This is a genomic window from Streptomyces sp. SudanB5_2050, assembly GCF_964272335.1.
GTDB classification, from domain to species: domain Bacteria; phylum Actinomycetota; class Actinomycetes; order Streptomycetales; family Streptomycetaceae; genus Streptomyces; species Streptomyces rochei.
Window position 1 is genome coordinate 911,622 of record NZ_OZ186760.1, and the last position, 14,645, is coordinate 926,266.

The 14,645-nt window shown below is 74.1% G+C and carries 13 protein-coding genes; 9 read left to right on the forward strand and 4 right to left on the reverse strand.

Translation table 11 applies throughout. The annotated features are described in order from the left end of the window. The first annotated feature begins 32 nt into the window (after nt 1-32). The 9 genes from ACFZP7_RS03805 (at nt 33) to ACFZP7_RS03845 (ending at nt 11,725) form a co-directional block, all read left to right on the forward strand. Nucleotides 33-2,540, forward strand: coding sequence for a SpoIIE family protein phosphatase (locus ACFZP7_RS03805; protein WP_107081993.1), 2,508 nt, complete (start codon nt 33-35; stop codon nt 2,538-2,540). A 116-nt stretch (nt 2,541-2,656) separates the two neighbouring features. Next, a complete protein-coding gene (locus tag ACFZP7_RS03810; protein WP_019327352.1) occupies nt 2,657-3,049 on the forward strand; it encodes an STAS domain-containing protein in 393 nt (130 codons plus the stop codon). 155 nt (nt 3,050-3,204) lie between these two features. After that, nucleotides 3,205-4,101, forward strand: coding sequence for an STAS domain-containing protein (locus ACFZP7_RS03815; protein ID WP_086877397.1), 897 nt, complete (start codon nt 3,205-3,207; stop codon nt 4,099-4,101). Next, nucleotides 4,098-4,529, forward strand: coding sequence for an STAS domain-containing protein (locus tag ACFZP7_RS03820; RefSeq protein WP_109203542.1), 432 nt, complete (start codon nt 4,098-4,100; stop codon nt 4,527-4,529). Before ACFZP7_RS03815 ends, ACFZP7_RS03820 begins: the two co-directional genes overlap by 4 nt. Next, entirely contained in the window at nt 4,529-4,969 is a 441-nt protein-coding gene (locus tag ACFZP7_RS03825; protein ID WP_030976600.1) for an anti-sigma regulatory factor, read from the forward strand. Before ACFZP7_RS03820 ends, ACFZP7_RS03825 begins: the two co-directional genes overlap by 1 nt. Beyond that, nucleotides 4,969-6,033: a SpoIIE family protein phosphatase gene (locus ACFZP7_RS03830; protein WP_385633847.1), complete on the forward strand. Its 1,065-nt coding sequence runs from the start codon at nt 4,969-4,971 to the stop codon at nt 6,031-6,033. Before ACFZP7_RS03825 ends, ACFZP7_RS03830 begins: the two co-directional genes overlap by 1 nt. Next, nucleotides 6,030-7,766 carry a PP2C family protein-serine/threonine phosphatase gene (locus tag ACFZP7_RS03835; RefSeq protein ID WP_086877393.1) on the forward strand — a complete coding sequence of 579 codons (1,737 nt, stop codon included), beginning with the start codon at nt 6,030-6,032 and terminating at the stop codon, nt 7,764-7,766. Before ACFZP7_RS03830 ends, ACFZP7_RS03835 begins: the two co-directional genes overlap by 4 nt. A gap of 233 nt (nt 7,767-7,999) precedes the next feature. Further along, complete coding sequence (locus tag ACFZP7_RS03840; protein ID WP_019327346.1) at nt 8,000-9,376, forward strand: NAD(P)/FAD-dependent oxidoreductase; 1,377 nt, start codon at nt 8,000-8,002, stop codon at nt 9,374-9,376. A gap of 102 nt (nt 9,377-9,478) precedes the next feature. Next, nucleotides 9,479-11,725, forward strand: coding sequence for an FUSC family protein (locus ACFZP7_RS03845; protein ID WP_031021148.1), 2,247 nt, complete (start codon nt 9,479-9,481; stop codon nt 11,723-11,725). 3 nt (nt 11,726-11,728) lie between these two features. Here the strand turns inward: ACFZP7_RS03845 and ACFZP7_RS03850 are convergent, their stop codons facing one another. The 4 genes from ACFZP7_RS03850 to ACFZP7_RS03865 all read right to left on the reverse strand — a co-directional run bounded on the left by ACFZP7_RS03850 (nt 11,729) and on the right by ACFZP7_RS03865 (nt 14,486). Continuing rightward, entirely contained in the window at nt 11,729-12,163 is a 435-nt protein-coding gene (locus ACFZP7_RS03850) for a hypothetical protein (RefSeq protein WP_109203539.1), read from the reverse strand. 28 nt (nt 12,164-12,191) lie between these two features. Continuing rightward, complete coding sequence (locus ACFZP7_RS03855; protein WP_019327343.1) at nt 12,192-13,025, reverse strand: DUF1206 domain-containing protein; 834 nt, start codon at nt 13,023-13,025, stop codon at nt 12,192-12,194. Nucleotides 13,026-13,329: 304 nt separating this feature from the next. Then, the gene (locus tag ACFZP7_RS03860; protein ID WP_019327342.1) at nt 13,330-13,563 is read right to left on the reverse strand and encodes a DUF5133 domain-containing protein; all 234 of its coding nucleotides are present in this window, start codon (nt 13,561-13,563) and stop codon (nt 13,330-13,332) included. After that, a complete protein-coding gene (locus ACFZP7_RS03865; protein ID WP_031021144.1) occupies nt 13,557-14,486 on the reverse strand; it encodes a SigB/SigF/SigG family RNA polymerase sigma factor in 930 nt (309 codons plus the stop codon). The genes ACFZP7_RS03860 and ACFZP7_RS03865 overlap by 7 nt, the downstream gene beginning before the upstream one ends. Between the last annotated feature and the right edge of the window lie 159 nt (nt 14,487-14,645).

Sequence of the window (14,645 nt, forward strand, 5' to 3'; positions counted from 1 at the left end):
GCCGCGGTCCCCGGCCGAGGAGCGTCGCACCCGTGAGTACGTCCGAAGAGTCCCGTGAACCGGCCGCCGGCGCCCACCGGGAGGCGTCCGTCTCGCGCCCCGGGCCGTCCGCGCCGCCGCGCTCCTGCGCGGTGGACGGACCCGCGGCCGATCTGCGCGGCATGACCCCGATGTCGCCCGTGGGGCGGCTGGCGGCCACCGTGGACCGGCTCAGCCGCGAGGTGCGGGCCGCCCAGGCGGAGGCCGAGGGCCGGGCCCTGATCGAGCTGGCCAAGGGCATCCTGGTCGCCCGGCTGGGGTGCGGCCCGGCGCAGGCCGCCCGGCAGCTCGCCGAACTGGCCGAGCAGTCCCAGGTGACCCCCCTGGAGTTCGCGGTCGACGTGATCAACCAGGCCGCCCGGGACCGGGTGTCGGAGGTGACGGACGCGTTCCTCGCGGCCACCGCCGCCGTGCGCAACGCCGACACCGCCGACGGCCCGGACGGCCCGGACGGAGGCGAGGCGGGCGCCGGGTCGGCCGCCGTGCGGCTGCGGGCCGCCGAGAGCGGCGCGCTGGCCGCCGGCGACACCCAGTCCGTCGCCGACGCGCTGCTGGAGCAGGCGCTGCGTCCGCTGGGCGCGGTCGCCGTGGCGATCTGGGCGGCCGGGTACGACGGGTCGCTCACGCTGGCCGGCAGCGCCGGTTTCTCCGCGGCCGAGGCCTCCCGCTGGCGCTATGTGCCGCCGGACGTGACGACGGTGGCCCGGTGCGGGCTGACCGAGCGCGCGGGCCAGTGGATCACCTCCCTGGCCGAGACGGGGCTGCCCAGCGTGGGCCGGCACCAGTACCCGGACGGCGGCCGGGTCGCCGTTCCGGCCGGCACCGGCGGGCGCATCCACGGGGTGCTGGAGATCGCCTGGCCGGCCCCGCTGGCTCCGCAGCCGCCGCAGGTGGTGCGCCAGGTGGAGGCGCTGGCGGAGCTGTGCGCGCACACGCTGGAGTCGTACGTGCCTTCGCAGGCCGCCGGGCAGGAGCCGCGGGTCGTGCCGGACGCCGTGGAGCTGATGGACCTGGCCGACGGGCTGTACGACCCCGCGCTGGTCCTGGTGCCGCACCTGGACGCCGACGGGCACCTGGCGGACTTCCGCATCCAGCACGTGAACAAGAGCTTCCTCGACCCCGCCGGACGGCCGCGCGCCGTCGTGGGCGGTGCGCTGCTGCTGGAGGCGTACCCGATGGCCGCCGGGGAGAGCGAGCTGTTCCAGAACGTGGAGCGGGTCTACGCCACCGGCGAACCGTTCCGGGCCCGGCGTCTGAACCTGACCGCGCTCGTGGACCAGGTGCCGCTCTCGGCGGTCGCGGACATCAGTGTCAGCCGGCACGGCAACGCCGTCCTGCTCATCTGGCGCATCGAGGACGAGACGGCCCGGCTGGCCAGTCTGCTCCAGCACGCCCAGCGTCTGGGCCGCATCGGCGGGTTCGAGGAGAACCTGCTGACCGGCGAGATCACCTGGAACGGGCAGCTGTTCGACCTGTACGGACGGCCGCAGTCGAGCACCCCGGTGCCGCTGGAGCGGCTGGCGGCGCACGCCCACCCGGACGACGCCGTCGCCATCGGCCGGTTCCTGCGCACCCTGCTGCACCACCGCCGCTCGGCGTCGGCGGCGTTCCGGCTGCAGCGGCCGGACGGGGTGACCCGGCACGTGCGGGTGGTCGCCGAACCGGTCCTGGACACCGACGACCGGCTCCTCGTGGTCCGCGGGGCCTACCAGGACATCTCGGCCCAGCACTGGACGGAGGTGGCGCTCGCCGCCACGCGCGACCAGCTGGCGCACACCGAGCAGCAGGCCATCGAGCGCGCCCGGCTGACCCTGCAGCTGCAGCACGCGATCATGCCGCCGGCCCAGACCCCGCTCAAGGTGCCCGACCTCCAGGTGGCCGTGCGCTACCGGCCCGCGGAGACGGAACAGCTGGTGGGCGGCGACTGGTACGACGCGGTGATGCTGCCGAACGGGCTGGTGCTGCTGTGCGTGGGGGACGTCGCCGGGCACGGCATAGAGGCGGCGACCAGCATGGTGGTGCTGCGCAACGCGCTGCGCGGCCTCGCGGTGACCGGTGCCGGTCCGGGCCAGCTGCTGTCGTGGCTCAACATCGTGGTGCACCACCTGACCGGCGGGGTGACCGCGACGGCGGTGTGCGGGCTGTACGACCCGGCCCGGCGCACGCTGCGCTGGGCCAGGGCGGGCCATCTGCCGCCGGTACTGGTCCGTGACGCCCAGGCGGGTCCGCTGCCCCTGGTGAAGGGCATGCTGCTCGGCGCGGTGGCCGAGGCGTCGTACGAGGAGGCGGAAGTGCAGCTGGCCGCCGAGGACACGCTGCTGATGTACACGGACGGGCTGATCGAGCGGCGGGACCGCTCGGTGGAGGAGTCGCTGGCCCAGCTGCTCAGCACGGCGCGTCCGGCGCCGAGCACGCTGGACCAGCATCTGGACCGGCTGCTCACCTACAGCCGGTCGGACACGGACGACGACACGTGTCTGGTGGGCATCCGGGTGGGGTGACGCGGGGCACGTACGTTCTGCCGGGACGGCCGGGTGTGAGGGACGGATTCGGGGGTAACCGCCGAGCGCGGTGGGACATGACGTCCCACCGCCCGGCCGTTTTGTTGGAGGTACACGTGCCCATAGCCCAGAACCCGCTGTCCGTCGAGGTGACGCTGGAGCGGGAGGAGGTCGCGCTGCTGAAGGTGGCCGGCTACCTGGACGTCGACACCGCGACCGAGTTCCAGCACCACCTGGCCAACCAACTGCACCACGGGCGGCGGCACTTCCTGCTGGACCTGTCGGAGGTGCCGTTCATGGACTCCTCCGGCATGAACATCATCCTGCGGGTCTATCAGGAGGCCCGGGAGCTGCCCGGCAGTGTGCACATCATCTCGCCCACCGCGGCGGTGCGGCGGGTGCTGGACCTGACCGGGGTGAGCATCACGGTGCCGGTCTCCGAGAGCGTGGAGGAGGCGCTGTCCCGTATCGACGCGCAACCGGAGGGGCCGCAGGTACCGGGGGCCTGAGTTCCCGTCCTGCTCGGCGCTCATCCGGACCGCTCCCCGGGAGCAGGTGTCGTACGAGGTCGACGGGTGGATACAGTTGACGCCCGGCAGAGACACGTCGCCGTCACGGCCCCTTCCGGGGCGGTGCGGCGCAACGCGGATGAGGAGTGGGACAGGTGCCGGATCAGGCGGAGTCCATGGCGGGATCGCCGACGCACGAGGTCAGGGACTTTCTGCGGCGCCGCCGTGAGCAGATCGCCCAGCGCTGGGCGGACGAGCCCTTGTTCCGGGCCGTGTTCACCGTCTCGCGCGACGAGGCGGTGGAAGCGGGCAAGGCCGTGGTGGACGCGCTGGCCCAAGTCGCCGACGCGGGACGGGTCGAGGACCCGGACGCCGCCGGTTTCACGGCGGTGCGCGAGCAGTTGGCGCGGATGGGCGCGGCCCGTTCCCGGGCGGGGCTGAGCACCGCGCAGGTCTCCAGTGAACTGGCCACGCTCCGCCCGCCCGTGGAGAACCTTCTGCTGTCCGACCTCCAGGAGGCGACGGACACCCACGTCCGGGACTGCGTCACCACGCTGAGCGTGCTGATGGGCACCCTGCGGGTCGTGGTGATGCAGACGGCGCTCAGCGAGGGCCAGGCGCTCATCGACCGCCAGCGGCTGCAGCTGCTGGAGGTGGCGACTCCGGTGATCAAGCTCTGGGACGGCATCGTGGCCGTTCCGCTCATCGGCACGCTGGACAGCGCCCGCAGCCAGGTCGTGATGGAGACGCTGCTGGAGTCCATCGTCGAGCAGCAGGCGCGGTACGCGATCCTGGACATCACCGGTGTCCCGACCGTGGACTCGCTGGTGGCCCAGCACCTGATGAAGACGGTCGCGGCGGCCCGGCTCATGGGCGCCGAGTGCATCGTGTCGGGCATCCGGCCCGCGATCGCGCAGACCATGGTCCACCTCGGCCTGGACCTGGGCACCGTGGTGACCCGGTCGAGCCTCGCCGACGCGCTGGGATACGTGCTGCACCAGCTCGGGGTCGGGATCGTGACCCCCGGGGCGAACGGAACGGTCACGCGGTGAGCCAGGCGTTCCCGGGGCCTCACGGAGGGCCCGCGACGGGTCATGTCCCGGTCCTGCGGCTCGGCGAGGTGCTGCTGGTCACCCTCCAGGGAGACCTGTACGACAGCACGGCCCAGCAGCTCCAGCAGGACCTCGCGGAGACCATCTCCCGCAGCGGGGCCACCGGTGTGATCATCGACATCTCCGGTGTGGAGATCGTCGACTCCTTCCTCGGCCGGGTGCTGGCCGAGATCGCCGGGCAGACCGAGCTGCTGGCCGCGCGGACGGTGGTGGTCGGCATGCGGCCGGCGGTGGCGATCACCCTGGTCGAGCTGGGCCTGACACTGCCGGGGGTGCACACCGCGCTCAGCACCGAGGTGGCCATGGCGCTGCTCACGGAGCACGCGCCGTCGTCCCGCTACGGCGGCCTGCGCCGGGAGAGTCTGTGATGCACACCGCCGCGGGCGCGCAGGCCCGCCTGCCGATCCGTTCGGACATGGATCTGGTGTGGGTACGTCAGCACGTGCGGCAGGCGGCCGCGCAGCTCGGCTTCGGTCTGGTGGACCAGACCAAGCTGGTCACGGCGGCCAGCGAACTGGCCCGCAACACGCTCGTGTACGGCGGTGGCGGGACGATGGAGACCGAGCCCGTCTCCGAGGGCGGCGCCCAGGGGCTGCGGCTGACCTTCAGCGACGAGGGGCCGGGCATCGCGGACCTGGACCAGGCCCTCAGCGACGGGTTCACCTCGGGCGGCGGGCTGGGCATGGGGCTCGGCGGGGCCCGGCGCCTGGTGCACGACTTCGCCATCGAGAGCCGTCCGGGGGCGGGCACCACCGTGCGGGTCACCTCCTGGGTGGGCCGGGCCCCCCGCCCCCGTGAGGAGTCCTGATGCCGCGCGTGTGGGACGTACCGGTGCACGACTCGACCCGGGTGCGCGACGCCCGGGTCGCCGCGGAGCACGCGGCGTCGATGGCCGGACTGGACGAGCAGCGCACCGCCACCGCGGCGCTGGTGGCGACCGAGCTGGCCACCAATCTGCTCAAGCACGCCGGGGGCGGGCAGGTCCTCATCGACGTCGTCGCCCCCGCCGTCCTCGAGGCCGGCCGGGAGACGAACCTGCTCGTGCAGGTCGCGACCGTCGACCACGGTCCCGGGATCGCCGACGTGTCCGCCGCGCTCGGCGACGGCTTCACCACGACGGGCTCCCTCGGCGCGGGTCTGGGCACCTGCGCCCGTCTGGCGGACGACTTCGACCTGCGCAGCGTCCCCGGCCAGGGGACGGTCGTGGTCGCCCGGATCGGCCCGGTGCGCGCGGTCGCCGCCCGCGAGCGGGGCCCGGCGGTCCGGGTCCGGGCCGGCGCGGTGAACGTGCCGTTCGGGGGCGCGGAGTATTCGGGCGACGCCTGGGCGTGGGTGCGGGCCGGTGACCGCGTCACCCTGATGCTGGCCGACGGGCTGGGACACGGTCCGCAGGCCGCCCACGCCTCCGGCGCCGCGGTGGAGGCGCTGCGCGGCGCCGCCCACCTCCCGCCCGCGGAGGCGCTGCGGCGGCTGGACACCGCGCTGTCGGGGACCCGCGGCGCGGCCGTGGCGGTGGCCCAGGTCGACACCCGGGCCGCGACGCTCCGGTTCGCGGGCGTCGGCAACATCGGGGCGCGGCTGTGCGTGGAGGGCACCTGGCGCCACCTGGTGTCCCGGCCCGGCATCGTCGGCACCCACCGGCCCACCACCCTGCGTGAGGAGGAGACGGCCTGGTCGCACGACCGGGTGCTGGTCCTGCACAGTGACGGCCTGCCGAGCCGCTGGACCCCGACGGCCGACACCTGCCGCACGGACGTCGACCCGGCGGTGACGGCCGCCGTGACGGTCCGGGACGCCAGCAGCCCGGCGCGCCCGGTACGGGACGACACCGCCGTGGTCGTACTGGCCTCGACCCCGCCGGACGGACCATGACCCGGAGCTGGCAGATCACCGACATCACCGACGCGGCGCGGGCGCGCATCGCCACCGCGCGCCTGGCCGCGGCCTACGGCGTGCCGGCACTGGAGCGCACCCGGCTGGTGGCCTCGCTCAGCGCGCAGCTGCGGCTGTGCCTGACCAAGGGCGGCACCTGGCGGCTCACGCTGGAGACGGGCACGGCGTCCCCCGCCGCCGGGGCGGAGGCGGGCCGCGGCGTGCTGCACGCGGTCGTCACGCCCTCGCCCGACGCCGCGGCGGCCGGTCAGCCGCCGTGGCGGGTCACGGTGCCCTGCCCGGAGGCGGTGCCGGGCACCGACGCGGACGTCGCGGTGGACGATCCGGCCGCTCTGGCGGAGGCCCTGCTGGGAGCCGACGAGGACACGGCCCTAGTCCTGGACCGGCTCACCGAGCAGGAGAACCTGGTCGAGTTCCACCGCGAGGAGCTGCAGCAGACCAACCAGGGCGTGGTGGCGCTGCACGCCGAGCTGGACGCCGCCGGGCGGGCCCAGCGCGAGGCGTTCGCCGCCGAGCGCAAGGCGCGCACGGAGGCGGAGAACGCCCGTCGCCGGCTGACCTTCCTGGCGGACGCCAGCGCGGTGCTCACCGCCTCGCTCGACCACCACGAGATCGTGCGCCGGCTGCCGGAGCTGCTGGTGCCCGAGTACGCCGCCACCGTCGACGTCTGGCTGTTCGAACAGGACGGCGACCGGCCCGGTCCGGCCCATCCGGCCGCCGCCGTGGTCGCCGCCCGCACCGGTCGGCCGCAGTACGCGGCCCCGCATCCGGGCGCTCTGCCGGGTGTCGACGACCAGCCGCCCTCGGCGCTGTCCCCGGACCGGCCCCTGCTGTGCATCCCGCTGCCGACCCGGCAGGCGCCGCTGGGCGTCGTGACGCTCTCCCCGCCCGGGGAGCGCTGGGACGCGGACGACGCGGTGATGCTGGTCGAGCTGACCCGGCGGGCGAGCATCGCCATCGACCACGCCCAGCGCTACCAGCACAACCGCGACATCGCGGAGACCCTGCAGCGGGCCCTGCTCACGGAGCTGCCGGCGCCGCCGGGTCTCGCCCTGGCCGCGCGCTATCTGCCGGCCACCCACGGGCTGAACATCGGCGGTGACTGGTACGACGCGTTCCGGCAGCCCGACGGCGGGGTGATCGCCGTGGTCGGCGACGTGACCGGGCACGGACTGCGCGCGGCCGTGATGATGAGCCAGCTGCGCACGGCGCTGCGGGCCTACGCGGTCGACGACGGCAGCCCCGGCCGGCTCCTGACCCGGCTGCACACCTTCCTGCACCACCTCCAGCCCGATCTGTTCGCCACGGCCGTCATCGCCCGTTTCCACCCGGACGAGCCGACGCTGACCTGGGCCGCCGCCGGCCATCCGCCGCCGGTGCTGCGCGCTGCCGACGGGCGGGTCCAGACCCTGGACGCCAAGCCGGGCGCGATGCTCGGCATTCCGCTGGAGCAGGAGATCCGCGACCACACGGTGCCGCTGGCGCCGGGCTCGACGCTCGCCCTGTACACGGACGGTCTGGTGGAGCGGCGCGCCCGGGGCATAGACCCGGGGATCGCGCGGCTGGCCGAGGCGCTGGGCTCGTTCGGCCCGGCGGCGCTGGAGACGGACCTGGAGGGTTCGGCGGACGGCATCCTGCGGCCGCTGCTCAGCGACTCGGAGCGGGACGACGACGTGTGTCTGCTGCTCTGCCACTTCCGCGGCGCCCGCTGATCCCGGTGCCCGGCCGGGCACGGCTCGCGCACCGGAAAGTTCCCTTCCGTTCACTCCCGCCCGGTGCGCTCCGGGCCCGGGGCGGGCATGGTGGTGATCAGGAGGTGTCGCCTGCCTGCCGCGCCCGGCTGGCCGGATCCGCGCGGACGCGATGGGATCGACGAGGTGCGAAAGAGCGATCCAGGGGCAGGCGAACGGCGTTCGCGGCAGACCGCCTGGAGCCGCAGAAAGGGATGAACACCGTGACACGACCCAGGATCCTGGTGGTCGGCGCAGGTTTCGCCGGCGTGGAGTGCGTCCGCCGTCTGGAACGGCGGCTCTCCCCCGGCGAGGCCGAGATCACCCTGGTGACACCGTTCTCCTATCAGCTCTATCTGCCGCTGCTGCCCCAGGTGGCCTCGGGGGTGCTGACGCCCCAGTCGATCGCGCTCTCCCTGCGCCGCAGCAGCAAGTACCGCACCCGGATCATCCCGGGCGGTGCCATCGGGGTGGACCTGAAGGCGAAGGTGTGCGTGGTGCGCACCATCACCGACCAGATCGTCAACGAGCCCTACGACTACATCGTGCTGGCGCCCGGCAGCATCACCCGCACCTTCGACATCCCGGGGCTGACGGACCACGCGTTCGGCATGAAGACGCTGGCGGAGGCCGCGTACATCCGCGACCACGTGATCGCGCAGCTCGATCTCGCCGACGCCAGCCAGGACCCGGTGGAGCGCGCCTCGCGACTGCAGTTCGTGGTGGTCGGCGGGGGGTACGCGGGCACCGAGACGGCGGCCTGTCTGCAGCGGCTGACGCACGCGGCCGTCAAGCGCTACAACCGGCTCGACCCGGGCCTGATCAAGTGGCACCTCATCGACATCGCGCCCAAGCTCATGCCGGAGCTGGGCGAGAAGCTCGGCCGGGACGCCCAGGAGGTGCTCACCCGGCGCGGTATCGAGATCTCCCTCGGCGTCTCCATCGAGAAGGCCGGCCCCGAGGAGGTCACCTTCACCGACGGCCGCGTGGTGCCCACCCGCACGCTGATCTGGACCGCCGGCGTGGTCGCGAGCCCGCTGATCGCCACGCTGGGCGCGGAGACGGTCAAGGGACGGCTCGCGGTCACCGCCGAGATGTGCCTGCCCGACCACGACGGGGTGTTCGCGCTGGGCGACTCGGCGGCGGTGCCGGACCTCGCCAAGGGCCAGGAGGGCGCCGTCTGCCCGCCGACCGCGCAGCACGCCATGCGGCAGGGCCGGCACGTCGCCGAGAACATCATCGCGACCCTGCGCAACCAGCCGATGCGGCCCTACGTCCACAAGGACCTGGGGCTCGTCGTGGACCTCGGCGGCGCCGACGCGGTCTCCAAGCCGCTCGGTGTCGAGCTGAAGGGCCTGCCGGCCCAGGCGGTGGCCCGCGGCTACCACTGGTCGGCGCTGCGCACGGGCGTGGCCAAGGCCCGGGTGGCCACCAACTGGGCGCTGAACGCGGTCGCCGGCGACGATTTCGTGCGCACCGGCTTCCAGGCCCGCAAGCCGGCCAAGCTGAAGGACTTCGAGTACACCGACGCCTATCTGACGCCGGAGCAGGTGCGCGAACGCGTCGCGGAGGCGGGCCTGGCCCGGCCGTGACCCCCTGGTGGGGACGGACGCGCGGCATGACATGCTGAGAAGTGGATCTCGGCGCGAACCGGCCGGGAATCGGGCGTGCGAGTCGGGAGAGTGTGCGGCGGCGTGAAGGCAGCGGGGCGCTCGGTGCGGACACGGCTGCGGGACCGGGTCGCCGCGTCCGACCCGGGTCTGCTGCGGCTGACGGCGGGGCTGCGGACGGTCGGCGCCATCGCGCTGGCGCTGGGCGTGCTCGCGGTGTTCGGCGCGGACGTCACCCATCTGGTGGCGGGTGCCATGGCGGCGATGGTCGCGACCTTCGCCATCCGGGAGAAGGAGCCGGGCGCGCAGGCGGTGACCCTGGCCCTCGGGCTGCCCGTCGCCCTGGCGTCGGTGTCGGTCAGCTCGCTGCTCACCTCGCGGGTCGTCCTGGGTGACGTCTTCTTCGTCGTCCTGATCTTCTGCGCCGTCTTCGTGCGCCGGTTCGGCGACCGGGGCACGGCGCTGGGGCTGATCGGCTTCCAGGTCTACTTCGTCTCCCTGTTCGTCGGCGCCGACGTGTCGGTGCTGCCGGGGCTGCTGGGCGCCATCGCGGTGGCGTTCGCGTGCAGCGCGGTGGTGCGCTTCGCCGTGGTGCCGTCGACACCCGCGGGTGTCCTGCAGCGGCTGCGGCAGGCGTTCCGTGCCCGGCTGGCCCAGTTGCTCGCCGCCCAGGCGGAGCTGCTGGACGCCGGACCGGACGAGATCGACCGGACGCTGGAGCACCTGCGGGACGGCACCGCACGCCTGCACGAGACGGCGCTGATGATCCAGTCCCGGCTGGAGGACGGCACTCCGGACCCGTCCACGGCGCGGTTGGTGCAGCGGCGCATCGCGGACGCGGAGATCGCCGCGGAGCGGCTGGGCCTGCTGCTGCTGACCGCGCGCAGCGCCGAGCGTGCGGACACCCTGACCCTTCATCTGCCGGGCGCGCCGGCGCCGTCGGTGGGCCGTTCGCCGGCGCCCGGCGAGGCCACGGAGACCCTGCGCCGGGATCTCGGGGCGCTGCGCACGCTGGTGCTGCGGCCGCCCGCGGAGGCGCGCGGGACCGCGCTGTCCCATCTGCGCAACCGGCTGCTGGGCTACCGCGACGAGGAGAACCTGCCGGAGGCGACGCCGGCCGTCCAGGACGTGTTCCGCGGCATCGGTGAGGCGGCCCGTGCCGTGATGGGCCTCAGGATCGCCCTGGACGGCCCGCAGGACGAGTCCGACGACACCCCGGCGACCACCAGGTCCCGGGAGGAGCTGGACGCCGAGGACGCCGCCATCGACGCCGGTGAGGAGGCCGCGGAGAAGGACGAGCCGACCGGCTTGCGGCGGCCGACCACGCGCGCCGCGGTGCAGGTGGCGGTGGGATCGTCGCTGGCCATCGTCGGCGGGGAGTTCCTGTCCTCGCAGCGCTGGTACTGGGCGGTCCTGACCTGCTGGATCGTCTTCATCAACACCGCCTCCACCGGGGAGATCCTGGTCAAGGGCTACCGGCGGCTGCTGGGCACCGTACTGGGGGTGGTGGCCGGCATCGTGCTGGCCGGCCTGGTCGGGAACCACACCTGGACGGCGTTCGGGCTGGTGCTGCTGCTGATCTTCGCGATGTTCTACACGGCGCCGCTGTCCTACACGCTGATGTCGTTCTTCGTGACCGCGATGCTGGGGCTGCTCTACACCCTGCTGCACACCTACAGCCTGTCGGTGCTGCTGCTGCGCATCGAGGAGACGGCGCTCGGCGCGGCCTGCGGGATCGTCGCGGCGGCGCTGGTGCTGCCGATACGGACCGACCGCCGTACGAACGAACTGCTGGGTACGGTGCTGGAGCGGCTCACCGACGTCACCGAGGGCGCCGTGGACCAGCTCAGCGGCGGGCCGGCGGCCGATCTGCTGGACAAGGCGCGGGACCTGGACCAGGCGCTGGGCGATCTGCGGGCGGCCACGCAGCCGCTGACGCATCCGATCACGCCGCTGCGGGCCCGGCGCAACACGGCCCAGTACGTGGTGGCGCTGCTGGAGACGTGCGCCTACCACGCGCGCTCGCTGGCCGCGACGGCCGAGCTGCTGCCGACGCACCCCTCGATCGCGGCGGACCCGCGGCTGCGCGGGGCGGTGCGGCGCACGGTGCGCAACATCGAGGCGATCGCCGCGCGCGTCGCCGACGAGGACGCGGTCGCCGAGGTGGAGACCGGCCCCAGCATCGCCTCGCTGCTGCAGTTCGAGGCGGGCGGGGTGCCGCGGTACGGGCGCATCACCGGGCGCGTACTGCGGCACCTGGAGCGTCTGGACGAGGCGGTGGTCGGTCTCGCCCGGCCGCTCGGCGTGTCCGTGGCGACGCCGAGGCGGTGAGGGTCAGAAGTCGCTGGGCAGACCGCTGGCCTCGGCGATGCCGCGCAGTTCCTCGTTCTGCCTGTGGCGTTCCTTGAGGTAGTCGGCGATCTCGCCGAGGCGCTCGGGGTCGGAGGCGGTGGCCGCGTCGGTGACGACCCGCACCGGGCCGGTCTCGTCGGTGCTGATCTCCACGACCTCGTTGTCCAGGCGGCCGGTGACCGCGGTGGCGATGACCAGCGCGGCCTCGTCCCTGATCTCCTGCGGCAGCGCCTCGGCGCTGTCTCCGTCCAGGGAGAAGTCGATGGTGGGCATCTGGTGCTCGTCGATGGCCTGGAGGACCGGTTCGACCACGCTGAGCAGGAGCTGGTAGTCGTCGTTCTCCATGCGCACGCGCAGGAGATCGAGGTAGACGTCCACGGGCCGTCCGTCCGGCGGAGGAATCTCGTGTTCGTTCATTCGCCCCGTGTTCCCCCCTCCGCGCGGCTCAGACCCTGCGCCAGCGGGCGAGGGCGAAGGAGAAGACGCCGAACAGCACCAGTCCGGCGGCGACGAGGACCAGCAGCCAGGGCCCGAGCGGGGTCTCGGCGAAGGAGCGCAGGGTGTCGTCGAGACCCTTGGCCCGGTCCGGTTCGTAGTCGACGGCGGCGCGTACGGCGAAGCCGCCCGCCACGGCGAAGACGATTCCGCGGGCCGCTCCCCCGCCGACGCCGGTGACGTCGACCAGCCGCCGGGTCCGGGGGCTCAGCTCCCCGAGCTTGAGCTTCTTGTGGTAGCTGCGGCGCAGCGCCTGCACGGCGATCACGACGCCCGCGACGACTATGCCGGCGCCGGCCAGGCCGACGATCCACTGCCCGGCGGGCATCTCCATCACCTTGGCCGTGACGTCCCGGGACTGCCGGTCGCTGGACCCGCCGCCGCCGGAGCCCGCCGCGAAGGCCAGGACGGAGTAGGCGACGAACGCGTAGAACACGCACCGGGCGGCGGCCGGCAGCCGCTTCTTGGCCGTGTGGCCGTCCTTGCCCGTGGCGCCGAAGAGCGCTTCGGACAGCCGCCACAGGGCCATGCCGACGAGCCCGGCGCCCAGCGCCCACAGCAGTACGGCGCCGAACGGCTTGTCCGCCAGCTCGGCCAGGGCGCCGCCCCGGTCGGCCTCCCGGTTGCCGGTGCCGAAGGCGATCTGCAGGGCCAGGACGCCGACCAGCAGGTAGATCACGCCGCGGGCGGTGAGTCCCGCCCTGGCGGCCCCCTCGGCGGTCGAGCCGTTCGCGGCCCGGCGGGCCCGGCCTCGGCCGGTCTGTGCGAGAACACGTGCGTTCATGGTGAGCCTCCCCTCCGGGACAGCGAATGCCCCGGCCGACGGGCCGCACACCCGCCTCCCGGTCACGGGCCGCCCGCACGGCCTGCCGCCGTACACCGGACGCCGTTGCCCACCCCTGCTGCCCCCGACCTGCCGCCGCGGGCTGCCACCGCCCCGTGCGCCGCGCCCGGGACCCCGCATGCCTCGTCGGCCCTCGGACGGCCCTCGGACGGGGCCCCCTGCGTCCACATGCGCCCGCGCGCACGACGGCTGCCCGCACACCGGAGGGGTGTGCGGGCAGCCGGGACCAGCCGTTCTTCGTGTTTCAGTCCGCCGCCACCGCGGCCTGGGGTGCCGCGACCGGAGCGGTCGCCAGTTGCCGTCGCGCGGCCTCCAGGGCGTGCCGCACCTCGCGCGTGCCGGTCGACACGCACAGCGTGTAGGCCAGGTCGCGGGTGCGGGGACCGGGTCCGCCCATGGGGTCGACGGGCTCGTCCAGGGCCGCCGCCTCGTACGCGTCGAGGAGCCCGCGCAGCACCGCGGGGTGGGGCGTCAGCATCCCTCTCGTTCCTCCCTCGTCGCCGTCGTCCCGCAGGTGCGCACCGGCCGACCGGTGGCCCGGTGGCCCGTCCGCTGCCCCAGCGCCTCGTCCCGCACCCGGGCACAGCTGCGGCTGATCAGCCGCGAGACGTGCATCTGCGAGATGCCCAGGCGGTCGGCTATCCGGCTCTGCGTCATGTCCTCGAAGAAGCGCATGTAGAGGATGGCCCGCTCGCGTTCGGGCAGCCTGCGCAGGCCCTCCTTGGCGGACTCCCGGTCGATCACCGTGTCGAACGAGGCGTCGGCCGCGCCGAGGGTGTCCGCGAGGCTGTACCCGTCGTCGCCCGCCGACAGTTCGGCGTCCAGCGACAGGGTGCTGAAGCTCTCCAGCGCCTCCATCCCGGCGCTGACCTCCTCCTCGGTCAGCCCGGTGTGCGCGGCGAGATCGGCCACCGAGGGTTCGGGACTGCCGGGGCTCTGGGTCAGCTCGCGTCGCGCCACCCGCACCTTGTTGCGCAGTTCCTGGACCCGGCGGGGCACCCGCAGGGCCCACATCCGGTCCCGGAAGTGGCGCTTGACCTCGCCGGTGATGGTGGGCACGGCGTAGCTCTCGAAGGCGCCGCGCTCCGGGTCGAAGCGGTCGATGGCCTTCACCAGGCCGAGCGCGGCGACCTGGCGCAGGTCCTCGATGGACTCGCCGCGGTCGCGGAAACGTCCGGCGATGCGGTGGGCCATGGGCAGCCACGCGGTGACGAGTTCGTCGCGGACGGCGTCCCGCTCGGGCCCGTCCTCCAGGCCGGCCAGGCGGCCGAAGAGGGCCATGGTGTCGGGGGCGTCGTCGTGCCGGCGACGGCCGGCGGCGGGGGCTGCGGTGTCGGCGGGGGTTGCGGTCTCGGTGGTCTCCGGTGCGGCGGGACGGACGGTGGGTGTTTCGATGAGCATGCGGATCGCTCCTGAACGGTGGTCTCAGGGGGACTTTCCGCGGGAACGGCGCCGGCCGGGTCACCTCACCCGGAGAGCCCGCGCAGCCATACCGCTCCCGCTGCTGCGCCTCCGGTCCGAAGCACGAACTTGCGACTGCCCCTGCCCCGGGAGAACAAA